Origin of the sequence: Phenylobacterium sp. (genome assembly GCF_030681155.1) — a bacterium.
Classification (GTDB): Bacteria; Pseudomonadota; Alphaproteobacteria; order Caulobacterales; family Caulobacteraceae; genus Phenylobacterium.
Genome location: NZ_JAUXXE010000078.1, coordinates 148,645 through 165,787, shown reverse-complemented (window position 1 = coordinate 165,787; position 17,143 = coordinate 148,645). Strand labels below are relative to the sequence as shown.

Here is a 17,143-nt window from a genome sequence, read left to right as displayed (position 1 = left end):
GGCTAGTTAAGCCCCTAACCATCCACCATCGCCAGCCATTCATCCTCGGTCATCACCTGGATCCCAAGATCGGTGGCGGTCTTCAGCTTCGAGCCCGCGCCTGGGCCGGCCACGACGAGATCGGTCTTCTTGGACACCGAACCCGAGACCTTGGCGCCCAGCGCCTCGGCCTGGGCTTTGGCTTCATCGCGGGTCATCTTCTCCAGGCTGCCGGTGAAGACGATGGTCTTGCCGGCGACGGCGGTGTCGGTCTTCGGCCGCTCGGCAGGGATCACCGATAGTTCGGCCAGCAGCGCATCGACCTTGGCGCGATTGTGCTCCTCGCCGAAGAACTCGGCGACCATCCGCGCGGCCACGGGCCCGACGGCGTCGACCGACGAGATCTCGCGGAACTCCTCGCCAGGCATTTCTGACAAGGCCGCCTTCGCCGCCGCCTGGAACGTCGGCCAGTCGCCGAACCGCTCTGCCAGAGACTGGCGCGCCCTTGTGTTGAGCCGCGGGATGGCCAGCCGCAGATGTTCTTCCAGCGAAGCTCCCGGCGGGATCAGCAAGGCCTGGGGATGACGGGCATAGGCCAAGATCGCCTCCACCGCCGTCGGTCCGACCCCGTCCAATTCGGACAGCGCCTGGGCGCCAGCGCCGGGACGTTGAGCGGCGGCGGCGTTGGCTGTGGCGATGAAGTGCTCGACGGTCTCGAAATGCCGGGCCAGGGCCGTGGAGGTCGTCTCCCCGATGTGACGGATGCCCAGGCCGAAGATGAACCGGTCCAGTGGGATGGAGCGCTTGGCCTCAATCCCCGCGACCAGGTTGCGCACCGAGGTCTCGCCATAGCCGTCGGTAGTGCGCAGCTCGGCGAGCTTTTCCTCGTCACGGGCCAGCCGGAAAATGTCGGCCGGTTCCTTGACCCACCCGCGCTCGTAGAAAGCGGTGAGCTGCTTCTCGCCCAGGCCCTCGATGTCGTAGGCGCGGCGGGACACGAAGTGGCGCAAATGCTCGATGCGCTGGAATGGGCAAGCGAACTCGCCGGTGCAACGGCGCACGACGGTTTCCACCCCGGCCGCCGTCGTCTCCTTGGCCAGCGGTGTCTTCAGCGGGCACGGGCAGTGGGTCGGGAACTCGAACGGAACCGAGTCGGCGGGCCGCTCGTCGAGCACCGGGCCGAGGATCTGCGGGATCACAACGCCGGCGCGCTGCAGGATCACGGTATCGCCGATCCGGACGTCCTTACGGGCGATCTCGTCGGCGTTGTGCAGGGTTGCGTTCTCGACCACCACGCCGCCCACCGTCACTGGGCGCAGCCGCGCCACCGGCGTCACCGCGCCCGTGCGGCCCACCTGAACGTCGATAGCCTCTAGAATGGTCCGCGCCTGCTGCGCCGGGAACTTGCGCGCCACGGCCCAGCGCGGGGTGCGGGTGATGAAGCCCAGGCGCTGCTGCCAATCCAGGCGGTCGACCTTGTAGACCACTCCGTCGATATCGTAGCCGAGCTTGGGGCGCACGGCCTCCATCGCGGTATAGGCGTCCAGCAGCCCCTGCCCGCTGATCACCCGCTGGCTCTCCGGCGTGGTTTGGAAGCCCCAGGACTTCAGCAACCCCAGCGCCTCCCACTGGGTCTGGGCGAACGGCTGGCTGAACAGGCCCCAAGCATAGGCGAAGAACCGCAGCGGCCGCGTCGCGGTGATTTTCGGATCGATCTGGCGCAGCGATCCCGCCGCCGCATTGCGCGGATTGGCGTAGGTCTTCTGGCCCGCCGCCTCGTTGGCGGCGTTCAGCGCGGCGAACTCGTCGTGACCGAGATAGACCTCGCCACGCACCTCGATCACATCGGGCCAGCCTGCCCCCGACAACCGCTTGGGAATCTCAGAAATGGTCCGCAGGTTCTCGGTGACGTCTTCGCCGGTCCTGCCGTCGCCGCGCGTAGCGCCTTGGACCAAGACGCCCTTCTCGTAGCGCAGCGAGGCCGACAGCCCGTCAATCTTCGGTTCGGCCGTATAGGCCACGTCTTCAGCGCCTGACAGCCGCAGGAACCGGCGGATCTTGGCGTCGAACTCCAGCGCGTCGTCGTTCGAGAACGCATTATCGAGGCTGAGCATCGGCACGCCGTGCTCGACCGGCGAGAACTGCTCGGCCCGCGCAGCCCCAACCCGTGTCGACGGCGAGTTTTCACGGATCAGATGCGGGAACGCGGCTTCAAGCGCCGCATTGCGCCGCTTCAGCTCGTCATACTCGCCGTCCGAAATGGTCGGCGCGTCTTCCTGGTGATAGCGGATGTCGTGCGCGGCGATCTCGTCGGCGAGCCGCGTGAGCTCCTCGACGGCCTGCGCCTCGGTCAGATCTTTCGGCGTTTTAGGCATCCATCAGAGCCCTGGCCGCGGCGCGCGCGGCGTCGGTGATCTGGGCGCCCGCCAACATGCGGGCGATCTCTTCCTCGCGCTCACTGAGCGAAAGCGTCTCCACCGCGGTGCGAATGCGCTCGCTGTCGCCGGCCTTGGAGATCCGCCAATGCGCCTCTGCGCGGGCGGCGACCTGCGGCGAATGGGTCACGACCAGCACTTGGGCGTCAGCGGCCAGGCGCTTTAGGCGCAGGCCTACCGCGTCGGCGACGGCGCCGCCCACGCCCTGGTCGACTTCGTCGAATATCATCAGGGGCTGGGGGCCCTCAGCCCGGCCCGCGAGCGAAGCCTTCAAGGCCAGGGCGAAGCGCGCCAGTTCCCCGCCCGAAGCGATCGCGCCGAGGTCGCCGAATGGCGCGCCAGGATTGGTGGCGATCTCAAAGGCGATGCGATCCTGTCCGGTCGGACCGGCGCGGTCCTCCGGCAACGGCTCCACCGCCACCCGGAACCGCGCCTTGTCCAGCTTCAGCGGCGCCAACTCGGCCATCACAGAGGTCGCCAATCGCTCGCCGGCCGCGCGGCGCGCGTCGGACAGCTTGCCCGCGTCGGCGATATAGGCGGCCCGTGTCGCCGCCACGGCGGCGTCGGCCGCCTTCAGATCATCTTCGGAGGACTCCATCGCCCGAAGACGCTCGGCGAAGCGCACGCGCAGGATCGGCAGTTCCTCGACGCTGACCGACAGCTTGCGCGCCATGCCCCGCAATTCGAACAGCCGCTCCTCGGTCTTCTCCAGCTGGTCAGGTCGGAAGTCGAAGGCGTCGGCCACCGCATCGACAGCGGCCTCGGCTTCCTGGGCCTCGCTGAACACCCGGTCGATCGCCGCGCTGGCGGTGGCCAGGCGGACGACCGCAGCCCCGTCCTCGGCCGCGCCAGCAGCCAGGGCCCGCGTGCGCGCATGCTCCACAGCGCGCACGGCCTGGGCCATGCGTCCGGTCAGGCCGTCAAAGGCTTGGCGTGCCTCGGCAATGTCGGTCAGGGCCTTCTCGGCGGCGCCCAGAATGGCGCGCTCCTCGGCCAGCCGAACTTCCTCGCCCTCATGCGGATCCAACCGGTCGAGCTCGGAGAGCCGCAGAGCCAGCTCTTCGGATTCCTCGGCGGCTCGTGCGACGGCCGCACGCAACTCATCGGCGCGAGCGCGGGCGGACTTCCAGGCGCTCCAACGTCCTGCGACCGCGCTGTTCAAACTGCCGAGCGAGCCATAGGCGTCCAGCAAAGGCCGATGAGTGCGAGCATCCAGCAGGCCGACCGTCTCGTGCTGGCCATGCACCTCCAGCAGCATTTCGCCCAGTTCGCGCAGCACGGTGGCGCTGGTCGCCTGATCATTGACGAAGGCGCGGCTGCGGCCGTCAGCCGAAAGCGTGCGGCGCAGGACCAGATCCTCGTCGCGCGCGTAGGAAATGCCCTTCTCTTCCAGGATATCCCAGACGGGGTGCTCAGGCGCCGGCGCGAAAACGGCCGACACCGCCGCCTGGCTCGAACCCTGGCGGACCAGGCCGGCCTCGGCGCGCGCGCCCGTGGCGAGGCCCAGGGCGTCGAGGATGATCGACTTCCCCGCCCCTGTCTCGCCCGTCAGCGCCGTAAGGCCCGGACCAATGGAAAGGTCCAGCGCCTCGATCAGCACCACGTCGCGGATCCATAGCCCGATCAGCATGTCGGCAAGATCGCCTGGAATCAGACGGCGCGAAAGCCCGTCAGTTCACTTAAAGTTCTATTTGTCGTCGCCGCCCTTCATGAACGGCAGGCGGGAGATCAGACCCTTGCGCTTTGCAGGCTCAGCCGACGCGGCGGCGGCTTGCGGTTCGGCGGGCGTTGCGATCGGTTCAGCGGCGGGCGCTGGATCGGCCGCCGGAGCTGCTGGAGCCGCCTCGTCATAGCCCGGCGGCTTCACGGTGGTGTCCTTGTCCTTCACGAAAGGCAAGTGCGACACCAAGCTGCGGCGCTCGCCCTTGGTCGGCTCGACCGCCGGACGCAGGCCCTTGTCGGTCAGCAGGCGGTAAGCGTCGCGATACCAGACATCGCCCGGATAGTTGTAGCCCAGCACGGCGCCGTTGCGCTTGGCCTCTTCGATAAGGCCCAGCGTCAGATAGGCCTCGACCAGACGGTAAAGCGCCTCGGGCGTGTGTCCCGTGGTCTGATAGCGGTCGATTACGGTCTTGAACCGGCCCACCGCGGCCAGGGTGTCGCCCTGACGCAGGTAATAGCGGCCGATGGTCATTTCCTTGCCGGCCAACTGGTCATTGACCATGTCGATCTTCAAGCGCGCGTCGGCGGCGTATTCGGTGTTCGGATAGCGCTGGACGATTTCCGTCAGGTTGTTCAACGCCTGGCCCGTCGCGGCTTGGTCCCGGCCCACGTCAACGATCTGTTCGAAGTAGGAGATCGCCTTCAGATAGTGGGCGTAGGCCGCCGCGGGATTGCCCGGATAGAGCGAGATAAAGCGGTCGGCGTCGCCAATGGCCTCGGCGTAGTCGTTGCCCTGATAGTGGGCGTAGGCGGTCATCAGGATCGCGCGGCGCGACCATTCTGAATAGGGATGCTGACGCTCGACCTCGCCGAAGTACTGGACGGCCTGATTCCACAGGCCGCGGTCCAGCCGGTCCGCGCCCGTGGCGTAGAGTAGCTCCACCGGGCGCTCCTCATAGGCGAGCTTCGGCTTCTTATCTTTGCCGGCGCAGCCGGCTAGGGCGAGGACAGCGACGCTGACGACAAGCGCCGTGCGAGTCCGGGAATTGCGAAGCAAGGACACCTACACCTCTAAAGGACCGACGCGCGCCCCAGCGCCGCGAGTCCACGCTTCTACATCATGCAATGCGGGGCGCAAATGCGGCGAAGCCTAGGAAAGCCTGCTGGCGCCGACATCAGCGCCGAGACAGGTTCGATTGGATGGCTCGCGACAGGTTTCGAACGACCGCGAAGGATCGTGAAACTAGGACAAACCGCCAAGAGTCGGAGGCTCAAACCGCTTCGGCGTGTTCCGTCACCAGGGTGCGATAGCGCCACGATTTGGGCGAGGCCAACAGCGCGCGCACCAGTTGGTTGTTCAGGCCATGGCCGGCCAACACGCCCTCGAAGCGGCCGAGGATCGGCGCGCCCAGGACGTAGAGGTCGCCAATGGCGTCCAGCGCCTTGTGGCGAACGAATTCGTCCGGCCGGCGCAAGCCTTCGGGGTTGAGGATACGGTCGCCCTCGATGACGACGGCGTTTTCCATCGAACCGCCGCGCGCCAGGCCGATGCTGCGCAGGTACTCGACCTCGTGCAGGAAACCAAAGGTGCGGCAATTGGCCAATTCGTTGCGGAAGGTCCGCTCGTCCATCGGCATATCGATCCGCTGACGCCCGATGGCGGCGGAGTCGAAGGCGATCTCGAAAGCGACTTCGAATTGATCGGAAGGAGTCAGGGTGGCGCGCTTGTCGCCATCGATGAACTCGATCGGCTCGATGATCTCGATGTAACGACGCGGCGCGTCCTGCGGACGCCGGCCGGCGCGGTCCAGGATCTGAACGAACGGCAGCGACGAGCCATCCATGATCGGCATTTCGGGGCCGTCCAGCTCCACCACGGCGTTGTCGATACCCAGCATCGCCATCGCAGCCATGAGGTGCTCGATGGTGGAAACGCTGACGCCGGCGGCGTTCTCGATCACGGTCCCGAGTTGGGTCTTGGTGACGGCCTCGCCCGAGACGGGAACGCGGTTGTCGCGGTCGGTCACGTCGGTGCGGACGAAGACGATGCCGGAGTTGGCAGGGGCGGAGCGAACAGCCACGCGGGTATAGGCGCCGGTGTGGACGCCGACGCCGGCGAAGATGGCCGGACCCTGGAGGGTGTTCTGAAACTCTTGTGCGCGCAAAACTCGCTGCCTTCTCGGTTCGGTCTTGCAGCCGGACTGGCCGCGATACGCCCCACCTGCCAGATACGGCTTATGCTGCGGCGCCGCAAAACAACTCCTGTTTCGCAATGTTTCGCGTTTGGCGGCTTAAGATTCCCTTAGGAATCAAGGCGAAAGCAGGGCGAGTTACAGTCCCGCGCGGTCCCTTGGTCTAGCCCCATCAGAGGACCCGCAGATCGGAGCGAGCCGCCCGTTCGCAGGCCGTCCAGACCTGATCGCGAAAGCGGTCGATCGCACCGCGCAGCCCTTTAACCGTGGGCCCTTCGCGAAGGATAGCGCGGGAAACTGATGGCAGGGTTTGTAGGAGCGAGCGGCCAAAGGTCGTCTCCATATCGGCGATGCTTGCTCCCTGCGCTCCGACCCCCGGCGCGAGGACAAGCGATTGCGGCAGGCGCGTCAGTATCCTCGCACCTGCCTCGTCGACCGTCGCGCCGATCACGGCGCCGATCGCCCCGGTGCGAGGACCGCACGCGGCGTTGAAGGCGCTGATCTCGTCGGCAAGAGCCTCGGCGACCGTGCGCCCATCCGGGTGGCGAGCGTCCTGGAGAGAGCGGCCGTCCGGGTTGGAGGAACGCACCACCACGAAGACCGCCGCTCCGTGGGCGGCTGCCCGGTCAAGAGCCGGGCGCAGAGCGTCAAATCCGAGATAGGGCGCGACCGTCATCGCATCGGCGCCAAAGCCTTTGCCTGCGCCGATCATGGCTTCAGCATAGCCTCCCATGGTGCCAGGCACGTCCCCGCGCTTGCCATCGATGAGGCTCAGCGCGCCCTGCGCGCGAATTCGATCGACCACCCTGCCGAGCTCGACCATGCCCTCCGGGCCAAAACGTTCGAAGAAACCCGCTTGCGGCTTCACCACCGAAACCCTGCCGTCGGCGGCGTCCAGAACCGCCCCGCAAAACCGCTTCAGGCCCTCGGCGTCGTCATCTAGGCCCCAAAGCTCCATCAGATCGGCCGACGGATCCAGACCCAGGCATAGGGATGAGCGGACCCGCGACAGTCGAATGAAGCGTTCGGCAAAATCGGCCATCTGTAAATTTCCCTGTCTGCAAACCCGGTTTGCGATGCGCTGCTTTTCGGAGGCGCGGCAATCGACTAAGCCGGTCCAAGCTGTGAGCTGGAGTCACATGACCAGACGCCCTCTGCCGTCCTTGAGAGGCCTCCAGGCATTCGAAGTCTTCGCGCGCACGGGCGCGATGACTCGGGCCGCCGCGGAGCTATCGGTCACCCATGGCGCGGTCAGCCGGCAGATCAAGGCTCTGGAGGCGCAACTCGGCGCACGCTTGGTCGAGGGGCCTAAACACCAGCTGCGACTCACCCCGGCAGGCCGCGAACTCGCATCGTCCTTGAGTTCGGCCTTTGACATGGTGGCCTTGGCGTTGCCGGGCGCTGAAGCAGGCCAGGAACTCGTTGTCGCCTGCCCCGGGACCTTCGCCATGAAGTGGCTGATCCCGCGCCTGCCGCGGTTTTTGCACTCCCGGCCAGGCGTGCGCGTTCGCTTTGTCGAGGATCGCGCCGGTGACTTCAGTCGCGGCGGCGTGCACGCCGCCATCACGCTTCAGCGCGGCGCTGCGCCGGCGGGCCTGCGTGCGACGCCGTTCCTAGATCACGCCTACGGGGTGGTGCTGTCGGGGGCCCTATTTGAAAACTTGCACCAAGACCGGCGCAAGGTTCTTCGCCTCCCGCGCCTTCATGCCGAAACCTTTGCGTCGGGATGGGCAATGTGGGCCGCCGACATGAATCTGGATTTGCCGGAAGAGAGCGCCGAGCGGAGCTTCGAACACAACTTCTATCTGATCGAAGCTGTCGCGGCGGGCTTGGGCGCGGCGATCACAGCCTGGGCGTTCGTGCAGGCGGACGTCTTGTCAGGGCGGCTGGCGGCCCCTTGGGGTTTCCATCCGCTTGCCAGCCGCTTCACCTACTTGCGCCCTGCGCAGGCGGACAACACGCTTGCCGCCGAGTTCGGACGATGGCTCCAACAGGAAGGGCGGCGGGACGCTAAACCCCCAACGACTGCCGCCGCTGCGCAACCGTCGTTGACGGATCAAAACAGGGCCATGTAGCCTTCAGACCGGCGCAAAACACGCAGGAGGCGATGATGAGTACATCCACCGCAATTCATCGTGCGTGGCGCGCGGCGCGAGCCGACTTCTCGGCTATTCCCACCGTCACGATAGCGGGCCAACCGGCCTAACGGGCGCATGCGCCCTGTGACGAGACTTCAATGCCCAACACTACATCCCAAGCCGCCCCAACGGGCGCGGCGGCTCCGGCCCTGTCGGCCTGGAACTTGATCAACATAGAGCTCGAAACGCGCTTCACCCTCACGCCTACCGGCCGGATCGAGCGAGAGGCAGATCCTGATCGGTCGCCCGGGCCACTGATGTTCCTGGCCGGTTGCGACGGCGGCGCCCTTGTTCAATTCAGCCATGAACTGGAAGACGATCTAGTCGCTGAACTGAAGGCTCTAAGCGTCGATGAGCCGCCGCTTTCCGGTCCGGGCCAGGTTCCGGTCCACATTGAACAATACCTCGACCTCCTGGGCGCATTCGGCCCTCTCCAGAACCATCTTGGCCTCAGCTTCCACCTGCCCCACCGATCGCACGCCCAGGTCAGCGCGCCGCTCATCGCCTCGGGAACCGCGGAGGGGGACCACCTGCAGGCGACCTTGACGCGAGAGGGCATGCCGCCCGCCCTGGTGGAGATGGGATTTCGTGACGCTGGAGATCTTTGGGCGCCCTGGTGCCTGGCGCTGCAAGACGGCCAGATCGCATCGCTGGCTTTTGCCGCGCGGCTCGGCGGCGGCGGCGCCGAACTTGGCCTGGCCACCTTGCCAGCGTTTCGGGGTCTAGGGCTGGCGGCCGCCGCGACGGCGGGGTGGAGCGCCCTGCCCTCGCTGGCCGATCGCACCCTGTTCTATAGCACGGCGACCTCGAACCTCGCCTCGCAGCGGGTCGTCACCAAGCTCGGACTGAAGTTCATCGGCCCGACCTGGGCCATCTCCAGGGCCTAAACGCAGAATGGCCGGGCGCAGGCCCGGCCATTCAATCTTTGATCGCCTTGGTCTTTAGTTGGCCAGGCGGCGCAGGAAGGACGGGATTTCCAGGTCTTCCTGATTCTCGATCTGGGCTTCTTCCATCGGCTGCTCGACCGGCAAGGCGCCGCCACGGCTGACGGGCGCCTGCCGCGGCGCGGGGGCCGGAGCCTCGTAGCGCGGACGGCTGCCGAACAGGCTCAGGAAACCGCCACGTTGCGGACGACGATCTTCATAGGTCGCCTCGGCGAACAGCGGCTCTTCATCCTGCTCTTCGACCATCGGATCGACGATCTTGGTCATCGGACGGCTGATCTGCGGCTCAGGGGCGAACATAGGAGCTGGTGCGGGCGCGGCGGCCTGAGGAGCGGCGTAGAGGTCGCCCTGCTCTTCTTCCTCGAACTTCGCAACGATCGGCGCCGGAGCGGGCGCAGGCGTCGGGATCGGCGCAGGCGCAGCAGCTTGAGGAGTCGGCGGCACATAGGCGGCCGGCTCCGGATAGCGCGGCGCTGGACGGTCGGCGAAGTTCGGCGGGGCCGGACGTTCATAGGTTGGCGTGGTCCGCATCACCGGTTGGGTGACGGGAGCCGGGCGGCTGACTTCGGCGCGCAGCGGCGGGGCGGTGAGCGGCATCCGCTCGACCTTCGGCTCGATAGCCGCGATGGAAGCTCCGTCCATGCCGGTGGCGACCACCGAAACGCGGATCATGCCTTCCAGCGTCGGATCGAACGCCGCGCCGAAGATGATGTTGGCCTCGGCGTCGACCTGCTCGGAGATCGCGTTCGCCGCTTCATCAACTTCCAGCAGGGTCATGTCGAGACCGCCGGTGACATTGACCAGGACCGCCTTGGCGCCCTTGAGCGAGACTTCGTCCAGCAGCGGGTTGGCGATGGCGTTCTGGGCGGCCATCAGGGCGCGATCGTCGCCGGTCGCCTCCCCGGTGCCCATCATCGCCTTGCCCATTTCGGTCATGACCGTACGGACGTCGGCGAAGTCGAGATTGATCAGGCCCGGCAGCACCATCAGGTCCGTGATGGAGCGGACGCCCGAATGCAGCACCTGGTCGGCCATGCCGAAAGCTTCGGCGAAGGTCGTGCGCTCGTTGGCGACGCGGAACAGGTTCTGGTTCGGAATGACGATCAGCGTATCGACGTAGCGCTGCAGCTCGCCAATGCCGGCGTCGGCCAGACGCATGCGGTGGCGGCCTTCGAAGTGGAAGGGCTTGGTGACCACGCCCACCGTCAGGATGCCGCGTTCACGCGCGCACTTGGCGATGATTGGCGCGGCGCCGGTGCCGGTGCCGCCGCCCATGCCGGCGGTGATGAAGATCATGTGGGCGCCGTCGAGGTGCTCGCCGATCTCGGGGATCGACTCCTCGGCCGCGCTCATGCCGACCTCGGGGTGAGCGCCGGCCCCAAGGCCTTGCGTCACCTGCACGCCGAGTTGGATCCGGCGATCAGTCTTGGCGAATGAGAGCTGCTGGGCGTCGGTATTGGCGACGACGAATTCGACGCCCTCGAGCCCTGCCTCGATCATATTGTTAACGGCGTTGCCGCCGGCGCCTCCGACGCCGAAAACGACGATGCGCGGCTTGAGTTCGGTCGCGCGCGGCGCGGAAAGTGCGATAGCCATTGGGACCCTATGTCCTCCGTACCGTGGTCAAGGGAACCGCCGGCGAATCACCCGCCTGGTCCCCGCGACGGCTGACGTTAAGGAAGCGCCCACCATCGTTAATTGCCGGTTAACTGCATAAGGCGAGTCGGGCGTGCGTCGACCCGGAACGGCCTGCATCCACAACAAAATTTCTTGCTGGGTAAGGCTTAGCCGCTGGAGGGGCCCCAGCCGCACCGTTCCCCCGCCCTCAGTCCCGGCTCATTCAGCGCAACATGCTCAACGAACAGGGTTTTATGCCAAGGGCGACTCACGCAGACGCAGACCGAAGCCTCGCCATACGCCCTCGGCGAGCCGCAGTTTAGAGGTTTTCGCGCAGCCAGGCGGCGGCCTTCGCCACCGGATTGGCCCGAGGATCGAGCGGCTCGCGGCGAAGTTTGACCGAGGCGAGCGCCTTGGCCGACACCGCCTCGCGCGGACCGAAGGCGGCCCGTTGCAGCACGCCGGCCGCGGCGCAGAAGGCCGGGCCCGAAGCGGCATCGGCCAGATGCGGAACCCGACGCGGACGGCCAAGGCGAACTTGGCGGTCGAACACCCGCACCGCGACCTCACGGACGCCGGCCAGTTGGCTGGCGCCGCCCGTCAGGACGATGCCCGCCCCGGCCTCAACCGGCGCGCCCGAGGCCTTCAGGCGATCGCGCAGCAGTTCCAGGGTCTCTTCGACACGCGGGGCGATGATGCCCTTCAGCAGCGAGCGCGGCGCGATCACCGGGCCTGCGCCCGGATCATCACCGCGCGGCGGGGCCTCGATCATCTCGCGATCTTCATTGGCCGAGGCGATGGCCGAACCATGCAGGGTCTTGATCCGCTCTGCGCCGGCGATCGAGGTCGACAGGCCACGGGCGATATCGGCGGTCACGTGACCGCCGCCGACGGCCAGAGTCTCAACGTGAACCAGGCTGCCGCCGCTGAACACCGCCGCGGAGGTCGAGCCGCCGCCCATGTCGATGCAGACCGCGCCGAGATCCATCTCGTCTTCTTCCAGGGCGGCCAGGGCCGAGGTGAAGGGCGCGGCGACCACGCCTTCGAATTGCAGATGAGCGCGCTCTACGCAGGCGCCCAGGGTCTGGAACACCGCTTCGCTCACCGAGACGACCAGCAGCTCGACGCCCAACGAGCGACCGAACATGGCGCGCGGATCGCGGATCGCGGCCTGGCCGTCAACCGACCAGGCGACCGGCAGAATGTGAGCCGCGCGGCGGCCCGGAATTTTGATCTGCGCCAGGGCTTGCTGGATCGCACGCACGAGGTCGCCATCCGAGATCGGACGCGCGCCAATGGAGACCCGGCCCGAGATCCGGTGACTGGCGAGTTGACCGCCGGCGGTGGCGACAGTGACGCTCTGCACCTGCACGCCGGCCACGTTCTCGGCACGCTCGACAGCCTGGGCGATGGCGTCGGACGCCTCGTCGAGATTGATGATCGCCCCGCCGCGCACGCCGCGCGACTGGACGTAGCCGACGCCCGCGGCGGTCAGGGTGCGATCACCCCGACGCACGCCCTCAGGCTTCATGATGAAGCAGGTGACCTTGGACGCGCCCAGATCCACCGCCGCGACCACAGGCTGGCGGCCCAGCGCGGCCTTCAGGCCTTCGCGGTTTTCCTTGCGGTCGTCAACGCGGCTCGACAAGTCCTCAGTCCCTTCTTCTAGCTCAGGCGCCGTTGGCGACGAGTTGGCCCGGCAGGACCCCGTCGCGCGGGCGAACAGCAACAACAGTCGGATCGCGCAGGTCGATCCGCTCGAAGCCCAGCTCCAGGATCCGCGAGCGCTGGTCGAGCTGCTCGAGCTGGATCAGGGCCGCGCCCTCATCGACCGCCGGCAATTGCACCAGCGATCCGTCCTTCATCCGCAGGTCCCAGCGACGCCCATCGACGCGAACGAGAGCTTCCACGCGCTCGGCCAGCCGCGGACGCGCGGCGACTTCAGGCAGGATCGCGGCGGCGGCCTCGTTGGCGCCTGCCCCCACGATCAGCGGCAAGGTCGGGAAGCGGCCCGGATTGGCCTCGGGGATGACGCGGCCGGTCTCGTCGATGACATGGCTGCGGCCGCCGCTCTGCCACACCGCCAGTTGGCGACGCTCGACCACGGCCAGCACCAGCGTGTCGGGCAGCAAGCGCACAACGCGCGCTTCCTTGACCCAGCCCACGGCCTCGACGCTCTGGCGGATCTGTTCAAGGTCCAGGCCGAGCAGCGGCTGGTCCTGATAGATCCCGGCCGCGCGCAGGATGTCCGGGGTGGCCATTTCCGAAGCGCCCTGGACGTGGACGGCCTTCAGCTTGAAACCCATGCTCGCTAGCTGACCGCCGACGCCGGCGCTCACTGATGCGCCCAGCTTCTCGGCGCGGTGGCCGGTCGCCATGGTCAGGACCAGGGCCACGGCGACGACGCCGCCGGCCGCAAGCATCGCGTTGCGCGGCGACAGGCCGACGCCTTGGGCGGCGCCCAATTTCCCAGGTGCGTACGACGCCCCCGGCTTACCCGCCCGGGGCTTAGATTTGGAGCTAGCGGGCGCTTTCGCCCGGGGCTTCGCTGACGCTCGCGACTCCCCCCGCACTGCCGCGGGCATACGCATCCTCCGTGATCCAAAGCACTAGACTGTCGAACTCCACGCCCTTCAGCGCCGCCTGCTCGGGAACGAGCGAAGTCGGCGTCATGCCGGGTTGGGTGTTCACCTCTAGAAGGACCAGAATGTCGTTAATGTCGTCATAACGAAGGTCAGATCGGGTAACCCCTCGGCAACCAAGCGCAGCGTGCGCCCGCTCGGCCATTTCCAGGGCTTTTTCGTACGCATGGGCAGGAATTTCGGCCGGCAGGACGTGTTTGGACCCGCCCTCGGCGTATTTCGCCGCGTAATCGTAGAAGCCCGAGACCGGTAAAATGTCGGTGACCGTTAACGCCTTGCCGTCCATCACCGCCACGGCCAGCTCCCTGCCGCGAATGTAGGGCTCGACCATCACCTCTTCACCGAACGTCCAGCTCGGGTCGATCAGTTCCTGCGGCGGCTGATTGGCGCCCTCGGCGACGATAAACACGCCCACCGACGATCCCTCGGCGTTCGGCTTGATGACATAGGGCGTCGCCATCACGTGGCTGGCGGCAGCGACATGGCGATTGAACAACCCGCCGCCCGGAACCACCACGCCCGCGGCGGCCATCACCGCCTTCGACTTGTCCTTGTCCATGGCCAGCGCCGAGGCCAGTACGCCGGAGTGGCTGTAGGGGATGGCGAGGGTTTCCAGGATCCCCTGGACGCAGCCATCCTCGCCCCACTCGCCGTGCAGGGCGTTGAAGACGACGTCAGGCTTCAAGGCCGTCAGCACCTGGGCAAGGTCGCGACCGGCGTCCACGTAGGAGACCTTGGCGCCCAGTCGTTCCAGCGCGGCGCCGCACTCCTTGCCAGAGGACAGGCTGACGTCGCGCTCGGAAGAAAGACCGCCCCAGAGCAGGGCCACGTGGTGTCCGGAAAGGGGAAGGCTCACTTGGTCACCGTCGCGGTCTTGCGGAAGTCGATGTCGCTGTCGGCCACGGTGTAGACGAAGGCCGTCCACACCGCGACGTTCTGGGCTAGTTCCTTCGGATCGACCTTGTCCAGCGTATCGTCGGCGGAGTGGTGCAGATCGAAGTAGCGGGTGGCGTCCTGCTGAAACTCGGTCACCGGCACGCCCAAGCGCTTCAGCCCCGCGACGTCGGCCCCGCCATCCTCGGCCGGTTGACGCGAGACGATCGTGTTGAGCGGCGCTACTGCGGCGGCGAAGGCCCTCATGGCCGGATGATCCAGACTGCCCTGGGGGAGCTTGGCGTTGAAAATCTCGCCGGCGCCAAGGTCGCTTTCCCCGGCGACGATGATATTGGCCGCCTCGCCTGCGTGAGCGTCGGCATAGGCCTGCCCCGAACCGCCCTGCTCCTCGGCGCCCCACATCACCACTCGAATGGTGCGGCGGGGGCGCTGGGGCAGATCGGAGATCAGCTTGGCGGCGGCCGTGGTGATGGCGATGCCCGCGGCGTCGTCCACCGCGCCTGTGCCGGCGTCCCACGAATCCAGGTGCCCGCCGATGACGATCACTTCCTCAGGCCGCTCGCGCCCCTTGATCTCGCCGACGACGTTATAGGCCGGAGCCTTGTCGCGCTGGGTCGAGGCCATGGAGAGCTTGACCCGGACCGGCTTCCCGCGCGCGACCATTCGCTCCAGCAGGTCGGCGTCAGGCGTGGACAGCGCCGCCATCGGAATGCCCGAGGCTCCGCCACCACCAGTGTGCGGCAGGCGGGTGTCGTCAGTCGAGACAGAGCGGACCAGATAAGCCACCGCTCCGCGCTTGGCGGCCTCGGGACCGCCAACCGACCGAGCGCGCACGCCGTCAGCATAGCCCTTGATGTCCTGGGTGCGCCGGGTGCGCTGAGTCACGACGGCGATCTTGCCCTTCAGCGCGCCGGGCGGCAGGGCCAGCATCTCGTCCAGGGTCTTGAAGAGCGCAATCTCGGCCTCCAGCCCGCCAGCCGGCGTCGGCGTAGAACGGCCAAGGCCGAGGATCTGCAGCTTCTGGGGATAGGGAGAGACCACTTCGGCGCTCTCGGCCCCGCGCAGCCATGATCCGGTCTCGAAGGTCTCGACGTGGACGTTCTCGAAACCCAGGCTCTTCAGCTTCGCCACGCCCCAGTCGCGCGCCCTGTCCATTCCCGGCGAGCCCTGGGGCCGCGCCCCGACTTCGGTGGTCAGGGACTCGGTCACGTCCCAGGCGGTGGTGTCCTGTAGCGCCTTGTCGCGCAGCGCCGAGGCTGTAGCGGCCAGGTCGGCGGCATGGACAGGAAGAGCGGAAATGAACGTGGCCGCGGTGGCCGCAAGCAAAGCAATACGCATGCTCGGCGGGTGCGCTACGCGCGGAGTCCTGTCAAGAGCGCGCTCGGCCGGGCGCGCGTTGGCCGCAGGGAAGGTCTGCTACTAGCGCCGCCCGATCAGCGTCGGGACGACGCAGAGGGCTATGCCGCGCGTCGATCCAAAAGCGGCGACTTTGGGGAATTTTCTCGCCGCCAGGGCACTAAATGTGTCGGACAGCGGGCGAAAATGGCGTTCATCGGAGATCTGTCAGCTTGGGACAGTCTGGACCCACCAGCCCAATTGATCGAAATTTTCCCGCCTGGCACGAATACTTCCACTTGAAGGATGAGCGGACGTACACCGCTCAGTATTCAGACAACAAATTAACCACCCGGCAACCATTGCTGCTTGCCGATTTTACATTTCGGCGTTATCCAATGGCCAAGTTTCGCACCCGCTCGGGGGTGCGAGGGAGGCTCAAAATGCAATTCAAGTTCAAGGCGCTCGCCGCGGGCGTCGCGCTCGCCGCCGCCAGCCTAGCTTCGACCGCTTCCGCCGGGGTTGTTACGATCACCAACATCCAGGGAGCCTGGAGCGTCGCCAGCCCTACCGGCACGATCTCCAACGGCTCGCCCACCTCGACCGTCAGCTGGGGAACCGGGACTGAAGGCGGCGGCTACAAGAAAAGCAGCTACGCCTTTACGGCGGCGGCGGCTCCCTATGGCGAGAACCTCGGCAACGGGGATGCGGGTACGCCCTTCAAGATCGGCACCTTCCAGCACAACAACTGGCCCGTCACCGGCACGACCCTCCAAACGGTAACGCTGACGGTCAAGGCCATCGTCAACATCGACGGCCACGACATCGGGCTTCAGGACTTCATCTACAACTTCACCCACGTCGAGACCCCGAACGAGGGCTCAGGACGCTGGAACTCCTGCCAGTTCGGCGGCACTTCTGGCGACTCGGCCAATCCCTACGGCTGCTCCGACAAGGTCGTGGTGAACCCGATCTCCTACAACAACACCTTCACCTACGGCCTCGATACCTACACGCTCGACATTGCTGGCTTCCTGGTTGGCAACACCTTGAAGTCCGACTTCATCACCAAGGAGAGCGCGGTCGTCAGCGAGAAGTGCGGCAAGGACAAGAAGGGCAAGTGGAAATACTGCGACGTCACCCACGCCTTCGACAACAAGGCCGACATCATGGCCTCGGTGAGCATGGTCAGCTCCGCGGTTCCTGAACCGGCAACTTGGGCGATGATGATCATCGGCTTCGGCGCTGTGGGGACCATGGTCCGCACCTCGCGCCGCCGGAACGCGCTGGCCGCCTAAGCGCCAG

General features: G+C 66.7%; 12 protein-coding genes and 1 pseudogene. 3 read left to right on the top strand and 10 right to left on the bottom strand.

Translation table 11 applies throughout. The features are described from left to right. Window positions 1-14 precede the first annotated feature (14 nt). From ligA to pyrF, 5 genes and pseudogenes are all read right to left on the bottom strand, one after another. Window positions 15-2,354 carry an NAD-dependent DNA ligase LigA gene (ligA, locus tag Q8M13_RS20755; RefSeq protein ID WP_305302170.1) on the bottom strand — a complete coding sequence of 780 codons (2,340 nt, stop codon included), beginning with the start codon at window positions 2,352-2,354 and terminating at the stop codon, window positions 15-17. Further along, the gene (gene recN / locus Q8M13_RS20750; RefSeq protein WP_305302169.1) at window positions 2,347-4,044 is read right to left on the bottom strand and encodes a DNA repair protein RecN; all 1,698 of its coding nucleotides are present in this window, start codon (window positions 4,042-4,044) and stop codon (window positions 2,347-2,349) included. Before recN ends, ligA begins: the two co-directional genes overlap by 8 nt. Window positions 4,045-4,254: 210 nt before the next feature. Beyond that, a pseudogene (locus Q8M13_RS20745) lies at window positions 4,255-5,133 on the bottom strand (outer membrane protein assembly factor BamD); the annotation flags it as partial. Between the two features lie 214 nt (window positions 5,134-5,347). Then, window positions 5,348-6,241 (bottom strand): UDP-3-O-acyl-N-acetylglucosamine deacetylase, encoded by an 894-nt coding sequence (lpxC, locus tag Q8M13_RS20740; RefSeq protein ID WP_305302168.1) that lies wholly within the window; start codon window positions 6,239-6,241, stop codon window positions 5,348-5,350. A gap of 199 nt (window positions 6,242-6,440) precedes the next feature. Continuing rightward, window positions 6,441-7,310, bottom strand: coding sequence for an orotidine-5'-phosphate decarboxylase (pyrF, locus tag Q8M13_RS20735; RefSeq protein WP_305302167.1), 870 nt, complete (start codon window positions 7,308-7,310; stop codon window positions 6,441-6,443). Here pyrF and Q8M13_RS20730 point away from each other — a divergent pair. Beyond that, complete coding sequence (locus Q8M13_RS20730; RefSeq protein WP_305302166.1) at window positions 7,285-8,343, top strand: LysR substrate-binding domain-containing protein; 1,059 nt, start codon at window positions 7,285-7,287, stop codon at window positions 8,341-8,343. The two genes, pyrF and Q8M13_RS20730, sit on opposite strands and share 26 nt — an antisense overlap. Window positions 8,344-8,504: 161 nt before the next feature. Continuing rightward, on the top strand, window positions 8,505-9,293 hold the full coding sequence (locus tag Q8M13_RS20725) for a GNAT family N-acetyltransferase (RefSeq protein ID WP_305302165.1): 789 nt from the start codon (window positions 8,505-8,507) through the stop codon (window positions 9,291-9,293). 54 nt (window positions 9,294-9,347) lie between these two features. Here Q8M13_RS20725 and ftsZ read toward each other — a convergent pair whose 3' ends face one another. The 5 genes from ftsZ to Q8M13_RS20700 form a co-directional block, all read right to left on the bottom strand. Continuing rightward, window positions 9,348-10,946, bottom strand: a complete 1,599-nt coding sequence (gene ftsZ, locus Q8M13_RS20720; RefSeq protein ID WP_305302164.1) for a cell division protein FtsZ — start codon at window positions 10,944-10,946, stop codon at window positions 9,348-9,350. A gap of 340 nt (window positions 10,947-11,286) precedes the next feature. Further along, window positions 11,287-12,615 (bottom strand): cell division protein FtsA, encoded by a 1,329-nt coding sequence (gene ftsA / locus Q8M13_RS20715; protein WP_305302163.1) that lies wholly within the window; start codon window positions 12,613-12,615, stop codon window positions 11,287-11,289. Between the two features lie 22 nt (window positions 12,616-12,637). Beyond that, entirely contained in the window at window positions 12,638-13,552 is a 915-nt protein-coding gene (locus Q8M13_RS20710; protein ID WP_305302162.1) for a cell division protein FtsQ/DivIB, read from the bottom strand. Continuing rightward, complete coding sequence (locus Q8M13_RS20705; protein ID WP_305302161.1) at window positions 13,488-14,465, bottom strand: D-alanine--D-alanine ligase; 978 nt, start codon at window positions 14,463-14,465, stop codon at window positions 13,488-13,490. Before Q8M13_RS20705 ends, Q8M13_RS20710 begins: the two co-directional genes overlap by 65 nt. Next, window positions 14,462-15,841, bottom strand: a complete 1,380-nt coding sequence (locus Q8M13_RS20700) for a M20/M25/M40 family metallo-hydrolase (RefSeq protein ID WP_305302160.1) — start codon at window positions 15,839-15,841, stop codon at window positions 14,462-14,464. The genes Q8M13_RS20705 and Q8M13_RS20700 overlap by 4 nt, the downstream gene beginning before the upstream one ends. Window positions 15,842-16,281: 440 nt before the next feature. On the opposite strand from Q8M13_RS20700, the gene Q8M13_RS20695 reads away from it, so the two are divergent. Further along, on the top strand, window positions 16,282-17,136 hold the full coding sequence (locus tag Q8M13_RS20695; RefSeq protein ID WP_305302159.1) for a THxN family PEP-CTERM protein: 855 nt from the start codon (window positions 16,282-16,284) through the stop codon (window positions 17,134-17,136). Window positions 17,137-17,143: the final 7 nt, after the last annotated feature.